The organism is Pseudomonas lactucae (genome assembly GCF_036688725.1).
GTDB classification, from domain to species: domain Bacteria; phylum Pseudomonadota; class Gammaproteobacteria; order Pseudomonadales; family Pseudomonadaceae; genus Aquipseudomonas; species Aquipseudomonas lactucae.
Genome location: NZ_JAQQPT010000023.1, coordinates 53,320 through 68,253, shown reverse-complemented (window position 1 = coordinate 68,253; position 14,934 = coordinate 53,320). Strand labels below are relative to the sequence as shown.

The window sequence follows — 14,934 nt, the reverse complement described above, 5'->3', positions numbered from 1 at the left end:
TCATTCCATGAATTGGGCTACAGCACAGCAGGAAAATTCCGACGCTGTTATCGCAGCGCCGAAATTAACTCAAATCAAGGGTGGGGAGCTATAGGACAGCGAACGTGCCCTGCGCTTTTGCGACAAGTCTTTCGTCCTGATACACATCGGCTTCGACCACCAGGGTGCGCCTGCCGGCGTGAATCACCCGGCTGGTGCACAGTACGTCACCGTCTTCGACGGCGCGGATGTAGTTGATCTTGCATTCGATGGTCGCGCTCTGCTGGTCAAAGCCATGGGCACTGGAACAGGCCAGGCCCATGGTGATATCGACCAGACTGAAAATAGCCCCGCCATGCAGCTTGCCCGCGCGGTTGCGCAGGTGCGGCTCCAGGGTCAGGGCCACCTCGGCAACGCCGTCTTCCAGGCGTTGCAGGCGGCAGCCGATCAGTTCGCTGAACGCGCTCTGGGTCAACCCGGCGGGCATTTCCATCAGCGTTTCTTCAATTGCTTGGCGTTGGCGAACAGCGAGGCCATGGCATTGTTGCTTGGCGCTGCGGTCGCGGTTTCCTTGCGCGGTGCGTTGTTCTGCGACTGACGCGGTGCGGAGCCAGGGCGTGCGCCACGGGCACCGTCGATTTTCTCGCCGGGCTCGTCGCTCATGCGCATCGACAGGCCGACGCGCTTGCGCGGGATATCGACTTCCATGACCTTGACCTTGACCACGTCACCGGCTTTCACCGCTTCGCGCGGGTCTTTGATGAACTTCTCCGAAAGCGCGGAGATATGCACCAAACCGTCCTGATGCACGCCGATATCCACAAAGGCGCCGAAGTTGGTCACGTTGGTCACCACGCCTTCGAGGATCATGCCCGGCTGCAAATCCTTCAGGTCTTCGACGCCGTCCTGGAACTCGGCGGTCTTGAATTCGGGGCGAGGGTCGCGACCGGGTTTTTCCAGCTCTTGCAGGATGTCGGTGATGGTCGGCACGCCGAAGGTTTCGTCGGTGTACTTCTTCGGGTCCAGGCGCTTGAGGAAGGCGGCGTCGCCGATCAGCGAGCGAATATCGCGGTCGGTCTCGGCGGCGATGCGTTGCACCAGCGGGTAGGCTTCCGGGTGGACGGCCGAAGAGTCCAGCGGGTTATCGCCGTTCATGACGCGTAGGAAACCGGCGGCTTGTTCGAAGGTTTTCTCGCCCAGGCGCGCAACTTTTTTCAGCGCGGCGCGGGTTTTGAAGGCGCCGTTTTCGTCACGGTGGGTCACGATGTTCTGCGCCAGCGTGGCGTTGAGGCCGGAGATCCGCGCCAGCAACGCCACGCTGGCGGTGTTGACGTCCACGCCGACGGCGTTCACACAGTCTTCGACCACGGCATCCAGGCCGCGCGCCAGTTTCAACTGCGACACATCGTGCTGGTACTGGCCGACGCCGATGGATTTGGGGTCGATTTTCACCAGCTCTGCCAGCGGGTCCTGCAGGCGGCGGGCGATGGACACCGCACCACGGATAGAGACGTCAAGGTCCGGGAATTCCTTGGACGCCAGCTCCGACGCCGAGTACACCGAAGCGCCGGCCTCGGAGACCATGACTTTGGTCATTTTCATCGCTGGGTATTTTTTGATCAGCTCGGCGGCCAGCTTGTCGGTTTCACGGCTGGCAGTGCCGTTGCCGATGGCGATCAGGTCCACCGAATGCTTGGCGCACAGCGCGGCCAGGATGGCGAGGGTCTGGTCCCACTTGTTATGTGGCACATGCGGGTACACGGTGGCGTGGTCCAGCAGCTTGCCGGTGGCGTCGACCACGGCGACCTTGCAGCCGGTGCGCAGGCCCGGGTCGAGACCCAGGGTGGCGCGCGGGCCGGCCGGGGCGGCCAGCAGCAGGTCGTGCAGGTTGTGGGCGAACACGTTGATCGCTTCGGTTTCGGCGCCGTCGCGCAGCTCACCGAGCAGGTCGGTTTCCAGGTGGGTGTAGAGCTTGACCTTCCAGGTCCAGCGCACGACTTCGCCGAGCCACTTGTCCGCAGGACGGTTCTGATTCTGGATGCCGAATTGTTGACCGATCATGCCTTCGCACGGGTGCATGGTGCCCGGCAACTCGTCGCCGACTTTCAGCGAAGAGCTGAGAATGCCTTCGTTGCGGCCGCGGAAAATCGCCAGCGCGCGGTGCGATGGCATACTTTTCAGCGGTTCGTCGTGTTCGAAGTAATCGCGGAACTTGGCGCCTTCTTCCTCTTTGCCGGCGATGACGCGGGCGCTGAGGATGGCTTCCTGCTTGAGGTATGTGCGCAGTTTTTCCAGGAGGCTGGCGTTTTCGGCGAAGCGCTCCATGAGGATGTACTTGGCGCCCTCGAGGGCGGCCTTGACGTCGGCGATGCCTTTTTCGGCATCGACAAAACGCGCGGCTTCGGCTTCCGGGGTCAACGACGGGTCGTTGAACAGCCCGTCGGCCAGCTCGCCCAGGCCGGCTTCGAGGGCGATCTGGCCTTTGGTGCGGCGCTTTTGTTTGTACGGCAGGTAGAGGTCTTCGAGGCGGGTCTTGGTGTCGGCAAGCTTGATGTCGCGCTCGAGTTGCGGGGTCAGCTTGCCCTGTTCCTCGATGCTGGCCAGGATGCTGATGCGCCGTTCGTCGAGTTCTCGCAGGTAGCGCAGGCGCTCTTCCAGGTGACGCAGTTGGGTGTCGTCGAGGCTGCCGGTCACTTCTTTACGGTAACGGGCGATGAAGGGCACCGTGGAGCCTTCATCCAGTAGAGCGACGGCCGCTTCGACCTGTTGTGGGCGTACGCCGAGTTCCTCGGCGATGCGGCTGTTGATGCTGTCCATAAAACCACCTGAAATTCTGAAAAGCAGCTCGCAAGCCCGGAAAACAAGGCCTTGCGCGGCTGGTTGAGCGGCCCGACTGGCGCCGCTACCTGGGTCAAGAGGCAGCCTATTGACCCTCGAAATCGAAAAAATCACGACAAGCGGGTAAAAAAAGCCCGGCAGTAAACGGTAACGATCTGACGTTGCCCTGCACGAAGGCGCCGCATTATAACCAGCGTTCTGTCCTTGAGGGCTACTGCACGCAGGGTTGTAGGGCGCGGGTTCGCTGGCAGTGGAGGAAAAATCTGCTAACAATGCACACGGTGCGTATAACGGCAGCTAGGCCATAATGCGCGCCGAGATAAGAGGAGCATCCAATGAGCAGCACTGCACAAACTGCTGAAGGCGAAAAAATTCTCATCGTTGATGACGATCCGGGGCTGAGCAGCCTGTTGGAGCGTTTCTTCAATTCCAAAGGCTACCGTGCCCGCGCGGTGCCGAACACCGAGCAGATGGACCGCCTGCTGGGGCGTGAAGTATTCAACCTGGTCGTGCTCGACCTGATGCTGCCCGGCGAAGACGGCCTTACGGCCTGCAAGCGTCTGCGCGGCGCGAACAACCAGATCCCGATCATCATGCTCACCGCCAAGGGCGATGAGCTGAGCCGTATCAAGGGCCTTGAACTGGGCGCCGATGACTATCTGGCCAAGCCATTCAATCCGGATGAGCTGATGGCGCGGGTCAAGGCCGTATTGCGTCGCCAGGCACCACCGGTTCCCGGTGCACCTGGCAGCGAAGACGAAAGCGTTACCTTTGGCGACTACGAGTTGTCGTTGGCAACTCGTGAGCTTAAACGTGGCGACGAAGTGCATATGCTCACCACCGGCGAATTTGCCGTGCTCAAGGCCCTGGTGATGAACGCCCGCCAGCCGCTGACCCGCGACAAGCTGATGAATCTGGCCCGTGGCCGCGAGTGGGACGCCCTGGAGCGCTCCATCGACGTGCAGATTTCCCGTCTGCGCCGGATGATCGAGCCGGACCCGTCCAAGCCACGGTATATCCAGACGGTATGGGGCGTGGGGTATGTGTTTGTGCCGGATGGCACCGCAACCAAGTGACCAATGATTTGCCGAGGCGGGCATTTTCGCGTTTGACTTTATAAGGGTCGACGCGATGCCCGGCGTCTGCAATTCTGCGAGCACCGCTCGTTCCTGCAAGGTGTCCAGCTGTCATCTATGAAAACCCCGCTGTGGTTCCCTCAAAGTTTCTTCTCGCGCACCCTTTGGCTGGTGTTGATCGTCGTTCTGTTTTCCAAGGCACTCACACTGGTTTATCTATTGATGAACGAGGACGTGCTGGTGGATCGGCAATACAGCCATGGTGTCGCGTTGACGTTGCGTGGTTATTGGGCCGTAGACCCCGAGAACCGCGAAAAGGTGGCCAAGGCGTCGACGTTGACCCGGGTCGACGGCGCCGGCGTCCCCGAAGGCGAGCAGCACTGGCCCTACAGCGAGATTTACCAGCGCCAGATGCAGGCCGAGCTGGGCGAGGATACCGAGGTGCGATTGCGCATGCATGTTTCGCCCGCGCTCTGGGTGAGGGCACCGAGCCTGGGGGATGCCTGGATCAAGGTGCCGTTGTATCCGCATCCGTTGCGGGGGCAGAAGATCTGGAACGTGCTGGGCTGGTTCCTGGCGATCGGCTTGCTCTCGACGGCCTCCGCCTGGATTTTCGTGCGTCAGCTCAACCAGCCGCTCAAACGCCTGGTGTTTGCCGCGCGCCAGCTGGGCCAGGGGCGCAGCGTGCGCCTGCCGGTCAGTGATACGCCCAGTGAGATGACCGAGGTGTATGGCGCGTTCAACCAGATGGCGGAAGACGTCGAACAGGCCGGGCGCGAACGCGAGCTGATGCTGGCGGGCGTGTCCCATGACCTGCGTACGCCATTGACGCGTTTGCGCCTGTCATTGGAGTTGATGGACAACCATACCGACCTGACCGACGACATGGTCCGCGATATCGAGGACATGGACGCGATTCTCGACCAGTTCCTGGCGTTTATCCGCGATGGCCGTGACGAAGTAGTGGAAGAAGTCGACCTGACCGACCTGGTGCGTGAAGTGGTAGCGCCTTACAACCAGAGTAGCGAACAGGTACGTATGCGTCTTGAGCCGATTCAGCCGTTTGCGTTGCGTCGGATCTCGATGAAGCGCCTGCTGAACAACCTGATTGGCAACGCCTTGCACCATGCCGGCTCCGATGTGGAAGTGGCGGCGTATGTATCCGGCGACAATGCGGCACCTTATGTGGTGTTGAGTGTGATGGACCGTGGCGCGGGGATTGATCCGGCCGAGCTGGAAGGCATTTTCAACCCGTTCACCCGTGGTGATCGTGCGCGGGGTGGCAAAGGCACCGGCCTGGGGCTGGCGATTGTGCGGCGGATTGCTTCGATGCATGGCGGCAATGTCGAACTGCGCAACCGCGAGGGCGGTGGTCTGGAGGCGCGGGTGCGCTTGCCGTTAGGCTTGATGCTGCCTAGAGACGCGGTCTAGGAACAGCTGCAAGCCGCAAGCTTAAAGCTGCAAGAGAAAGGTATGTCACTTTTGCCCTTTCTTGCAGCTTACAGCTTGAGGCTACCCACTGCTTTTCTAGCCCTTGCCTTTGGTCCGGGTCATATTCGGCCCACCATTCTTCTCCAGATGCTGAATGATGATCCCCGCCACATCCTTGCCCGTGGTGGTCTCGATCCCTTCCAGGCCCGGTGATGAATTCACCTCCATCACCAGCGGCCCGTGGTTTGACCGCAGGATATCCACACCCGCCACGGCCAGCCCCATGACCTTGGCCGCCCGCAGCGCGGTCATGCGTTCTTCCGGGGTGATCTTGATCAGGCTGGCACTGCCGCCGCGGTGCAGGTTGGAGCGAAACTCGCCAGGCTTGGCCTGACGCTTCATCGCCGCAATCACCTTGTCGCCCACCACGAAGCAGCGAATATCCGCACCCCCGGCTTCCTTGATGTATTCCTGCACCATGATGTTCTGCTTGAGGCCCATGAACGCCTCGATTACCGACTCGGCGGCCGTCGCGGTTTCACACAGCACCACACCGATACCCTGGGTGCCTTCCAGCACTTTGATCACCAAGGGCGCGCCATTGACCATTTCGATCAGGTCGGGGATGTCGTCGGGGGAGTGGGCGAAACCGGTGACCGGCAGGCCGATGCCTCGACGCGACAGCAATTGCAGCGAACGCAGCTTGTCTCGCGAGCGCGCAATGGCGACCGATTCATTCAGGGGGAACACCCCCATCATTTCAAACTGGCGCAGCACCGCGCAGCCATAAAACGTCACCGAAGCGCCGATACGCGGAATCACCGCATCAAAGCCCTCCAGCGGCTTACCGCGGTAATGGATCTGCGGCTTGTGGCTGGCAATGTTCATGTAGGCACGCAACGTGTCGATCACCACCATTTCGTGGCCACGTTCGGTGCCGGCCTCGACCAGGCGGCGGGTGGAATACAGACGCGGGTTTCGCGACAGCACAGCAATCTTCATGCAGCACCTGGGGCAGAAATAGTAGAGACCGGGAACACCGGCTTGTCTTGAACGTACTTGAGGCCGGGATTGACTACCAACTGGCCGTCAATCAACGCCTTGGAGCCCAGCAATAAGCGGTAACGCATGGCCTTGCGGCAGGCGAGGGTGAATTCCACCCGCCATACCCCATCCCCCAGCGCCAGGGTGGTGCTGATCACATAGCGCACCTGCGCATGGCCGTTGGAGCTCTTGATGGTTTTCATTGTCACCAGTGGGGCTTCGCAGCGGCGATGACGCAGCTGCACCACGCTGCCCAGGTGTGCGGTAAAGCGCACCCACTTTTCACCGTCGCGCTCAAAGGGCTCGATATCGGTGGCGTGCAGACTGGAGGTGCTGGCACCGGTGTCGATCTTCGCGCGCAGGCCTGCCACTCCCAGGTCGGGAAGTGCCACCCACTCACGCAGACCCACAACGGTCAAATGGTCAAATGTCTTCAATATGGGTAACCGATCAGTTCGCCCAGGCCTGAGGTGATACCTTGGCCAGGGCATTGAATGCGGGCTTGGCGAACCAGTAACCCTGCATCAGAAATATTCCACAGCCGGACAGAAAGTCTCGCTCGCCGGCCGTTTCGACGCCTTCGGCAATGACAGTAACGCCCAACTGCTCACAGATTGTGACAATCCCCCGGACGATCACCTGACGGACACGGTCCTGGTCGACATCGCGAATCAGCGCCATATCGAGTTTGATCAGGTCAGGTTGGAAATCGGCCAACAGATTCAGCCCCGAATAGCCCGCGCCGAAATCATCGATGGCGGTCTTGAAACCGAATTCGCGGTATTCACGCAGAATATTCGTCAAATGGCGATAGTTATCTACATGCTCGCTTTCGAGGGTCTCGAAAATCAGCCGGTCCACTGGGAAATTATGTGCACGGGCCGCCTCCAGCGTGCTGCGGATACACAGCTCCGGACGGTAGACAGCATTGGGCATGAAATTGATCGAAAGGTAGGTCTGCATCCCCAATGCCGCAGCGCCGGCGATCGCCTGGGTACGGCAGCGCTGGTCGAAGCGGTAACGATTGGCTTCGGTGATTTGATCGAGCACCGACAGCGCCCCTTCACCGTTGACACCGCGCACCAAGGCTTCGTTGGCGAAGATCGAATGGTCACGAAGGTCTACGATGGGCTGGTAGGCGAAAGCAAAATCGAACCCCAGGGGCTCGCTTTGCTGGCATCCCACGCATCGCTGGTTTGGCGAGGTCAGTGAAATCGGAAAGTCGGTCACGGCATGTCCTCGCGAAAACAGAATGCTACCTGGCGTATCTTAGGTGAGCCTTGGGGTTTATGCGTCGAAGGGTTTCAACGGTAAAGTTGCGACATTTTTCAGAGCGAGGAATTCAAGTGGCTCAAAAGCAGGAAGAGGAAGAAAAGGTCCGGTTGGACAAGTGGTTGTGGGCCGCGCGTTTCTACAAGACGCGTGCCCTGGCGAAGGCCGCCATTGAGAGTGGCAAGGTGCATCATCGCGGTGAGCGCTGCAAACCGGGCAAGGAGCCGCGCATCGGCGACGAGTTGCAGATTCGTACCGGTTTCGACGAAAAGACCATTGTGGTCCAGGCGCTGTCCATCGTGCGCCGGGGCGCACCTGAAGCGCAGGCGTTGTACACCGAGACCGAAGCCAGCATCGCCAAGCGCGAAAATGCGGCGGCGATGCGCAAGGCGGGGGCTTCAGGTCTGACCACCGATGGCAAGCCAAGCAAGAAGCAGCGCCGCGATCTGTTCAAGTTTCGCGGCAGTGGCAATGATGACTGATCGCGCAGATCCCCCTGTGGGAGGGGGCGTTAAGGGGCTGTGCGCACGATGCTCAATTGTCCGATCACCGGCAACTTGCCGAGTAACTCGAAGATCGGCGTCGTCACCCTCAGCAGCGCCCCCGACACCACCGCCGCAAACGGCGTGTAATACCCCCAACCCAACGCCAACAGCGCCAGCAGCACCCCGCCGATGTAATCGTCCTGGCCCCAATGCGCGCCTGCCACCAGGCGCGGCATCATGAACAACACTGCCAGCCCCCAGATCACCAGCACCTGGCCGACACGCCGGGCAAATACCGTCATGAACATTCCCCAGATCAACAGCACCGACGCATGATCCCCCGGAAAGCTCTGGCTCGAACGGTCCTTCAGCTCCCAGGTCTTTTCCAGGCCAGGGAAAAAGTCACTCATCTGCACCGCCCCACCGATCACCATCGAGGGGCTGCTGTGTTGCCAGCCCATCTGCGCGGCCAGCTTGGAAAACAGCATGCGAATGAACAACAGCAGCAACAAAATGCCGACAAAACCTAACAGCCCCTGGCGCACCTGCACGGCCTTGAATACCCAGTCGCCGCGAATCAGCAGGGTCAGCAGAATCACCCCGACCACCGCGTCAAACGGCCGCAAACTGGCGACAGCCCACAGATGCAGCCATGTTGCATTGGTCGCCAGCGGGTCGTTGAGCAGATGAAACAGCCACTCGTCGAAAATCACACACAGCATCTGCCCCGTGGGCCACAGCCAAAAACACAGCAGTCCGATAGCGAGTAGATTGCAAAGAGCCCATCGCCGGAGGTTCCACTTGGCTTGGAACAAACCCGGATTGTTCATAAACTGTCCCTCTTCGCTCTATTAAGTTCTCTGTTTCCAAGAGAAAACCGCACCAGAATGGTGCTAAAGCGTTTAATTTTATAAACGCTGTAACCAATTTGTCATCAATTCAGATACCAGACCTATGACTGATTTACCGGATACCGACTTCACCCAACGCTTCATTTTCGACGAGAGCGACGCCCGCGGCGAGATGGTCTCGTTGGAGCGCAGCTATGCCGAAGTCCTTGCCAAGCACCCCTATCCGGAGCCGGTCGCACAGCTGCTTGGTGAGCTGATGGCGGCCGCCGCGCTGCTGGTCGGCACCATGAAATTCGACGGCTTGCTGATCCTGCAGGCCCGCTCCGAAGGACCGGTGCCGATGCTGATGATCGAGTGCTCCAGCGAGCGTGAGATCCGTGGACTGGCTCGTTATGAGGCCGACCGGATCGCTCCGGACGCCACGCTCAGCGACCTGATGGCCAATGGTGTATTGGCCATTACGGTCGACCCGACGGAAGGCCAGCGTTACCAGGGCATCGTCGACCTTGACGGCGAAACGCTGTCGGACTGCTTCACCAACTATTTCGTGATGTCCCAGCAGGTGGGCACCAAGTTCTGGCTCAACGCCGACGGCAAGCGCGCCCGTGGCCTGTTGGTCCAACAGCTGCCGGCCGACCGTATCAAGGACGACGATGACCGTGCTGAAAGCTGGCGGCACATCATTGCCCTGGCCGACACCCTGAAAGCCGAAGAACTGCTGGGCCTGGACAACGAAACCATCCTGCATCGCCTGTACCACGAAGAAGCCGTGCGCTTGTTCGATGCACAGGGCCTGCGCTTCAAGTGCAGCTGCTCGCGCGAGCGTTCGGCCAATGCGTTGGTCAGCCTGGGCCTGGAAGATGCGCAAAATCTGGTGGTGGAACACGGTGGCCATATCGAGATCGACTGCCAGTTCTGCAACGAGCGCTACCTGTTCGATGCGGCTGATGTCGCTCAATTGTTCGCCGGCGCTGGCATCGACACGCCTTCCGACACCCGCCACTAAAACGTTTAAGCACAGGTAAATCACCTGACAAATGCCGGATTAGAGGTGTTCTGACGGGAGGGCCCTACTCTTTTTGGGCTTTTCTGGCATAATCCGGCCCACTTTTTTCGCGGTAGTAGTGCGCAACTTTCTACTACAAAACGTTTGGAGCACTCGGCCACAGGCCGACGGGGAACCTCATGACGCAAGCCAATAACGCCGTATACACCGATCTGAGTGTTGACGATCTGGTCAAAGAAGCCCTGCAGCGCGGTGAAGGCGTGCTTGCCGATACTGGCGCGCTGGTCGTGGAAACCGGTCACCGCACCGGTCGTTCGCCGGTTGACCGTTTCATCGTTGAAGAGCCTTCCACCCAGGACGCCATCGCCTGGGGCCCGATCAACCGCAAGTTCCCGGCCGACAAGTTCGATGCCCTGTGGAACCGCGTAGAAGCCTTCAACAACGCGCAAGAGCACTTCGTTTCCCACGTTCACGTAGGGGCTGCCGAAGACCACTACCTGGCCGTCAAAATGACCACCCAGACTGCCTGGCAGAACCTGTTCGGTCGTTGCCTGTTCATCAACCCGGCACAGTACAACCCGGCCGGCCGGGATGAGTGGCAAGTGCTCAACGTGGCCAACTTCGAGTGCGTGCCAGAGCGTGACGGCACCAACTCCGACGGTTGCGTGATCCTCAACTTCGCCCAGAAAAAAGTGCTGATCGCCGGCATGCGTTACGCCGGTGAAATGAAAAAAGCCATGTTCTCGGTGCAGAACTTCCTGCTGCCGGCCGCCGACGTACTGCCGATGCACTGCGCCGCCAACATTGGCGAAGCGGGCGACGTGACCCTGTTCTTCGGCCTCTCCGGCACTGGCAAGACCACCCTGTCGGCCGACGAAAGCCGTTACCTGATCGGTGACGACGAACACGGCTGGGGCGAGGGCGTGGTGTTCAACATCGAAGGCGGTTGCTATGCCAAGTGCATCGACCTGTCCGAGAAGAACGAGCCGGTTATCTGGAAAGCCATCAAGCACGGCGCGGTATTGGAAAACGTCGTGATCGACGAAGCCAAGCACGCTGACTACGCCGACGTGAGCCTGACCCAGAACAGCCGTGCCGCCTACCCGCTGGAGCACGTTGCCAAGCGTTCCGAGAAGAACCTGGGCGGCGAGCCAAACGCGGTGATCTTCCTGACCTGCGACCTGACCGGCGTACTGCCGCCCGTGTCGATCCTCAGCGAAGAGCAAGCGGCCTACCACTTCCTGTCCGGCTACACCGCATTGGTGGGCTCGACCGAAATGGGTTCGGGCAGCGGCATCAAGTCGACCTTCTCCACCTGCTTCGGTGCGCCATTCTTCCCGCGCCCGGCTGGTGAATACGCTGAGCTGTTGATCAAGCGCATCCGCGGCTTCGGCTCCAAGGTCTACCTGGTCAACACCGGCTGGACCGGCGGCGGCTACGGTGTCGGCAAACGCTTCAATATCCCGACCACGCGCGGCGTGATCGCAGCGATCCAGAGCGGCGCTCTGATCGGTGCCGAAACCGAACACCTCGACACCATCAACCTTGACGTGCCATTGGCCGTACCGGGCGTTGAAACCGGCCTGTTGAACCCACGTAACACCTGGGCTGACAAGGCGGCTTACGATGAAGCGGCGAAGGCGTTGGCCGGCCTGTTCATCGAGAACTTCAAGAAATTTGAAGTGAGCGATGCGATCAAGGCTGCGGGTCCCAAGTTGTAAGATTCGCATGTTGTGAAAAAGCCGCCTCTTGTGGGCGGCTTTTTTGTGCGCGATGGGTTAATAAGCAATGTGCAAAAGCACCGCCCCGACCAGCACCAACACGACCCCCAGCACTTGCACGGCCGCCAATCGCTCCTTGAAAAACACAAACCCCAGAATCGCCGCAATCCCACCCGACAACGTGCTGATCACTGTTACCACCGAGACCGATCCGGCCATCGCTCCCCATGAAAACGCCGAGAACCCGCCGAGGTTCATCACGCTGGCGCCGGTTAACGTTGCGCAGTTTTTCAACGGTGGTATTTTCAGGCCGTCCTTGATCCTCAGCACCATCATCACCAGTACGCACACGCCCACCAGATAACCCAGCCACAGCATGGTAATCGGCCCCAGCGCCGGTAATGTATAGCGGCCCTGCAACCAGAAACTGGTGCCGTACAGCAATGCGGCGAGCATGGCGTAGGCGATGGACAGGCGCGGGTTGTTATGAGGGACGCCGTTGTCCTTGTGGAGGCTGGAGAGGATCACACCGAGCACGCACAGGGCGATGCAGCCGAGTTGGATCAGATTGATGTGTTCACCGCTGGCCCAGGACAGCAGGGTGGTGACCACGCCGTATGACGTCACCAGCGGCGCAACGATGGCTGCTTTGCCCAGAGCGAAAGCCTTGGACAGCGCGAGCGCGCCGGACACAGTGAGCAGTGCGGCGGCAATGCCCAGCAGCCAGACGCTCAGTGACGCGTCGAGGGCTTTGAAGAGGAAGATCGGAAAGATGACCAGCAGCAAGGTCATGATCAGGAAGCCAAGTGCCTGACCGAAATACACGGCGCGTTTAACACCGACGGCGCGGGCATTGAGGCCCACGAGGAAATCCGTGCCGCCCCAGAGCAGGGCGGCCAGCAGGCCCATTGTTGCGTCCATGCAAGATCCTTGTTGTTTTGAACGCGGCCCCTTGGGCTCGCGCAGATCCAATGTGGGAGGGGTTGCGGTGTGCCTGGAGTCGGTGTTCGCTCAGCTCAGGTTCTCCAGCGTCTGCGTGTCCCAGCTGTGGGTCTTGATCGCCAGATACAGCATACCGATGGTCAGTGGCACTTTTTCGCCACGACCCTTGGCGCGGTGTTTCATGAACACGTCGAACATCGGCGGGTTGAAGTAACGATAAGCGTCGTAGTCGCCCAGGTCGACGCCAAAATCCTGTTCCAGTGCTTCCATGAGTTGTTTGGCCTCACTGCCGTCGCAACCCAGGTCGAAGTTGATCGCCGTTTGCAGGCGGAGGGTCTTGTGTTTCGGCAGGCCGATTTCTTCGTGCAGCAGTTGCAACAACTGTTGCATCGCGGGGTCTTCGGGGAAGTTGGGGGCCAGGTTCATGGTGGGGGCACGCAGGAGTGGATGAGGGGGATGGTTGTGTGATCTTTTGTGTTTGTTTTGGGTGAACAAGAGATCGACACCTGTGATGAAGGCAATGATCGGGAAACTGAAGAATGGTAACTGTGTTATCCAGGACGTGGCGCTGAATAAAAGTGTAGGTCCTGTAAGCATAAGGGCTAACCCAGTCCATTTTCTGATTACGGGGTGCTTCAGTTTCCTATCCAATACAGTGGCAAGTACTACAAGGATGATAAGAGTTATCCAGGGAGAGTATTCGGTCACCGTATTATCCTCCCTGGAACTTTCGGACCATGGCTGACAACGATCGTTGAGGACCGATGCCGCCGTTTACTTGTGCGTCTATGCCGATGATGACGTCTGCGGCGTGATAGCTGCGAATGACATCTTTCACTTTCAGGCCAACTGCTCCACCTGCGGCGGCTCCCAAAAAGGGTGATGCCAGGCTGATGGGCGCTGAAACAGCACCGGCGATCAATCCTGCCACGATGGTTCCACGTTCATTAAGCAAATCGGCCTGGCGCCGGGTCAGCGGCTTGGAGATTGCGACAGTCATCTTGCAAGGTAAATCACGGGCAAGCATTTTTTCGTAAAGGCGCATCAGGCGGTAGCGAACGTCGTTTGCTGAAGGGCCGGCCTCCAATAAACAAAGGTTTGCCAGTGCCTGTCGGTTGGCAGGTAAAACGGTAAGGCGAATCACAGTGAACGTGACGCCGTAATGGCCGATGTGTTGAGTCCGTTCGATGTTCACATTTTTTGCCGAAAAAAAAATTGAGAGAGCGCTAGTTTCGGTCAGAAATAGGGGGGGCCTGTAGAGGGGCGGGCAGGTGTTTTTTGCAGTTTAGGAATGGGCTTGCACGGTGTTTGGTTGTTTCCTACAGCAGCTTCTGGCATTTTCGGCTTGGCAGCGATTTGGCAGCTGAAACGGGTCAAATGTGGGCGCTGGCCGGCTTATTGATACACCGCTCAAAAATCGCCTCAAGCCCCCGATAATCACACGCCACCGCATCAATATTCGCCGGTATCCACGCCGCATGTTTCACCAGCCACCAGTTCACCGAAAAACCTGCATTCACGATGATCTGTTCGAACAAAATCCGCTGCGCCCGGCCGTTGCCTTCGCGGAAGGGGTGGATAACATTGAGGTCGCCGTATGCCTGGGCAATCTGCGTTACCAGTTCGGCCTGGCTCGCGCCGACAAACCAGTTCGCCTCTTCCATATGCCGAATGATCTTCGCCGCTTCCGGCGGAATGCGTTCCGGGGTGCAGAACAGTGTGTCGCCTTTCTGGATGTTGACGCTGCGCAGTTCACCGGCCCAGTCGTAGATGTCGCCGAACAGCGTACGGTGGATGTGTTGCAGGCGATCGAGGTCGTAGGGTGGTGGGAAAAGCGGGAGGTTGCCTACGGCGATTTCGGATAATTCCCGCTCGGCCTGATGCAGGCGGTGCTCGTCGAGCAAATCGAGGCGGTTGCGCAGGACGCTGCTACCGGGATAGCAGTACGGGTCCTGGCCCACCCCGTATTTGTCGAGCATCAGCGTGAGGTGTTGCGGTACTTGGCAAGCACGGCTTCGCGGGTCGGCAAGGGTTTGTCGACGTCGGCGGGTTGGGTCTCGAACCCTTCCAGGCGCAGGCTGGCCAGGTAATTGGAACGGCGGATCTTATGGTAGTGATCCTGTTTTTGCTCAAACGTCAGTTCGCTCATCGCAGCGTCCTCCTGGGTAGCAAGGCTTGATTGTAGCGCAATGCGTCAGCGGGCAGGCGGGATAAAAACCGCGTCACATTTTGTATAAAAAGTCCGCCAGCAGGCTGAATTCAGCGTATGTTTCACCGCAAAATCTTGTA

General features: G+C 59.4%; 16 protein-coding genes. 5 read left to right on the top strand and 11 right to left on the bottom strand.

Annotated elements, in window-relative coordinates:
• Positions 1 to 88 precede the first annotated feature (88 nt).
• Complete coding sequence (locus tag V6M90_RS24100; RefSeq protein WP_003171017.1) at positions 89 to 472, bottom strand: PaaI family thioesterase; 384 nt, start codon at positions 470 to 472, stop codon at positions 89 to 91.
• Positions 472 to 2,796 (bottom strand): Tex family protein, encoded by a 2,325-nt coding sequence (locus V6M90_RS24095; protein ID WP_003171019.1) that lies wholly within the window; start codon positions 2,794 to 2,796, stop codon positions 472 to 474. The genes V6M90_RS24100 and V6M90_RS24095 overlap by 1 nt, the downstream gene beginning before the upstream one ends.
• 356 nt (positions 2,797 to 3,152) lie before the next feature.
• Between V6M90_RS24095 and ompR the strand changes: the two genes are divergently transcribed.
• Both ompR and V6M90_RS24085 read left to right on the top strand, forming a co-directional pair.
• Positions 3,153 to 3,893, top strand: coding sequence for an osmolarity response regulator transcription factor OmpR (ompR, locus tag V6M90_RS24090; RefSeq protein ID WP_015373500.1), 741 nt, complete (start codon positions 3,153 to 3,155; stop codon positions 3,891 to 3,893).
• 117 nt (positions 3,894 to 4,010) lie between these two features.
• Positions 4,011 to 5,324 carry an ATP-binding protein gene (locus V6M90_RS24085; RefSeq protein ID WP_003171021.1) on the top strand — a complete coding sequence of 438 codons (1,314 nt, stop codon included), beginning with the start codon at positions 4,011 to 4,013 and terminating at the stop codon, positions 5,322 to 5,324.
• Between the two features lie 96 nt (positions 5,325 to 5,420).
• Here V6M90_RS24085 and rimK read toward each other — a convergent pair whose 3' ends face one another.
• From rimK to rimA, 3 genes are read right to left on the bottom strand one after another with little or no spacing between them, the layout of a single operon-like run.
• Positions 5,421 to 6,326 carry a 30S ribosomal protein S6--L-glutamate ligase gene (gene rimK, locus V6M90_RS24080; RefSeq protein ID WP_003171022.1) on the bottom strand — a complete coding sequence of 302 codons (906 nt, stop codon included), beginning with the start codon at positions 6,324 to 6,326 and terminating at the stop codon, positions 5,421 to 5,423.
• Complete coding sequence (gene rimB / locus V6M90_RS24075) at positions 6,323 to 6,805, bottom strand: retropepsin-like aspartic endopeptidase RimB (RefSeq protein WP_078731101.1); 483 nt, start codon at positions 6,803 to 6,805, stop codon at positions 6,323 to 6,325. Before rimB ends, rimK begins: the two co-directional genes overlap by 4 nt.
• Before the next feature lie 13 nt (positions 6,806 to 6,818).
• Complete coding sequence (rimA, locus tag V6M90_RS24070; protein WP_332847250.1) at positions 6,819 to 7,598, bottom strand: S6 modification regulatory phosphodiesterase RimA; 780 nt, start codon at positions 7,596 to 7,598, stop codon at positions 6,819 to 6,821.
• 116 nt (positions 7,599 to 7,714) lie between these two features.
• Here rimA and V6M90_RS24065 point away from each other — a divergent pair, with 116 nt between their 5' ends.
• On the top strand, positions 7,715 to 8,122 hold the full coding sequence (locus V6M90_RS24065; RefSeq protein WP_042944030.1) for an RNA-binding S4 domain-containing protein: 408 nt from the start codon (positions 7,715 to 7,717) through the stop codon (positions 8,120 to 8,122).
• A gap of 29 nt (positions 8,123 to 8,151) precedes the next feature.
• Here the strand turns inward: V6M90_RS24065 and V6M90_RS24060 are convergent, their stop codons facing one another.
• Positions 8,152 to 8,955, bottom strand: a complete 804-nt coding sequence (locus V6M90_RS24060) for a phosphatase PAP2 family protein (protein WP_141064628.1) — start codon at positions 8,953 to 8,955, stop codon at positions 8,152 to 8,154.
• 124 nt (positions 8,956 to 9,079) lie between these two features.
• Between V6M90_RS24060 and hslO the strand changes: the two genes are divergently transcribed.
• Complete coding sequence (hslO, locus tag V6M90_RS24055; protein WP_003171027.1) at positions 9,080 to 9,982, top strand: Hsp33 family molecular chaperone HslO; 903 nt, start codon at positions 9,080 to 9,082, stop codon at positions 9,980 to 9,982.
• Between the two features lie 179 nt (positions 9,983 to 10,161).
• Positions 10,162 to 11,703, top strand: a complete 1,542-nt coding sequence (locus tag V6M90_RS24050) for a phosphoenolpyruvate carboxykinase (RefSeq protein ID WP_078731105.1) — start codon at positions 10,162 to 10,164, stop codon at positions 11,701 to 11,703.
• Positions 11,704 to 11,760: 57 nt separating this feature from the next.
• On the opposite strand, the gene V6M90_RS24045 is transcribed toward V6M90_RS24050, so the two are convergent.
• The 5 genes from V6M90_RS24045 to V6M90_RS24025 all read right to left on the bottom strand — a co-directional run bounded on the left by V6M90_RS24045 (position 11,761) and on the right by V6M90_RS24025 (position 14,794).
• A complete protein-coding gene (locus tag V6M90_RS24045) occupies positions 11,761 to 12,612 on the bottom strand; it encodes a DMT family transporter (protein WP_078822888.1) in 852 nt (283 codons plus the stop codon).
• Between the two features lie 102 nt (positions 12,613 to 12,714).
• Positions 12,715 to 13,071: a DUF1493 family protein gene (locus tag V6M90_RS24040; RefSeq protein ID WP_305428240.1), complete on the bottom strand. Its 357-nt coding sequence runs from the start codon at positions 13,069 to 13,071 to the stop codon at positions 12,715 to 12,717.
• A 286-nt stretch (positions 13,072 to 13,357) separates the two neighbouring features.
• Positions 13,358 to 13,840 carry a hypothetical protein gene (locus V6M90_RS24035; protein WP_332847249.1) on the bottom strand — a complete coding sequence of 161 codons (483 nt, stop codon included), beginning with the start codon at positions 13,838 to 13,840 and terminating at the stop codon, positions 13,358 to 13,360.
• Positions 13,841 to 14,018: 178 nt separating this feature from the next.
• The gene (locus tag V6M90_RS24030) at positions 14,019 to 14,624 is read right to left on the bottom strand and encodes a putative adenosine monophosphate-protein transferase Fic (RefSeq protein ID WP_003171033.1); all 606 of its coding nucleotides are present in this window, start codon (positions 14,622 to 14,624) and stop codon (positions 14,019 to 14,021) included.
• The gene (locus V6M90_RS24025; protein WP_003171034.1) at positions 14,624 to 14,794 is read right to left on the bottom strand and encodes a YhfG family protein; all 171 of its coding nucleotides are present in this window, start codon (positions 14,792 to 14,794) and stop codon (positions 14,624 to 14,626) included. The genes V6M90_RS24030 and V6M90_RS24025 overlap by 1 nt, the downstream gene beginning before the upstream one ends.
• Positions 14,795 to 14,934: the final 140 nt, after the last annotated feature.

What these genes read in the sequence shown, in the direction of transcription:
- V6M90_RS24100 (WP_003171017.1), bottom strand. Translation starts at nt 472, where the DNA reads ATGGAAATGCCCGCCGGGTTGACCCAGAGCGCGTTCAGCGAACTGATC.
- V6M90_RS24095 (WP_003171019.1), bottom strand. Translation starts at nt 2,796, where the DNA reads ATGGACAGCATCAACAGCCGCATCGCCGAGGAACTCGGCGTACGCCCA.
- ompR (WP_015373500.1), top strand. Translation starts at nt 3,153, where the DNA reads ATGAGCAGCACTGCACAAACTGCTGAAGGCGAAAAAATTCTCATCGTT.
- V6M90_RS24085 (WP_003171021.1), top strand. Translation starts at nt 4,011, where the DNA reads ATGAAAACCCCGCTGTGGTTCCCTCAAAGTTTCTTCTCGCGCACCCTT.
- rimK (WP_003171022.1), bottom strand. Translation starts at nt 6,326, where the DNA reads ATGAAGATTGCTGTGCTGTCGCGAAACCCGCGTCTGTATTCCACCCGC.
- V6M90_RS24060 (WP_141064628.1), bottom strand. Translation starts at nt 8,955, where the DNA reads ATGAACAATCCGGGTTTGTTCCAAGCCAAGTGGAACCTCCGGCGATGG.
- hslO (WP_003171027.1), top strand. Translation starts at nt 9,080, where the DNA reads ATGACTGATTTACCGGATACCGACTTCACCCAACGCTTCATTTTCGAC.
- V6M90_RS24050 (WP_078731105.1), top strand. Translation starts at nt 10,162, where the DNA reads ATGACGCAAGCCAATAACGCCGTATACACCGATCTGAGTGTTGACGAT.
- V6M90_RS24045 (WP_078822888.1), bottom strand. Translation starts at nt 12,612, where the DNA reads ATGGGCCTGCTGGCCGCCCTGCTCTGGGGCGGCACGGATTTCCTCGTG.
- V6M90_RS24040 (WP_305428240.1), bottom strand. Translation starts at nt 13,071, where the DNA reads ATGAACCTGGCCCCCAACTTCCCCGAAGACCCCGCGATGCAACAGTTG.
- V6M90_RS24030 (WP_003171033.1), bottom strand. Translation starts at nt 14,624, where the DNA reads ATGCTCGACAAATACGGGGTGGGCCAGGACCCGTACTGCTATCCCGGT.
- V6M90_RS24025 (WP_003171034.1), bottom strand. Translation starts at nt 14,794, where the DNA reads ATGAGCGAACTGACGTTTGAGCAAAAACAGGATCACTACCATAAGATC.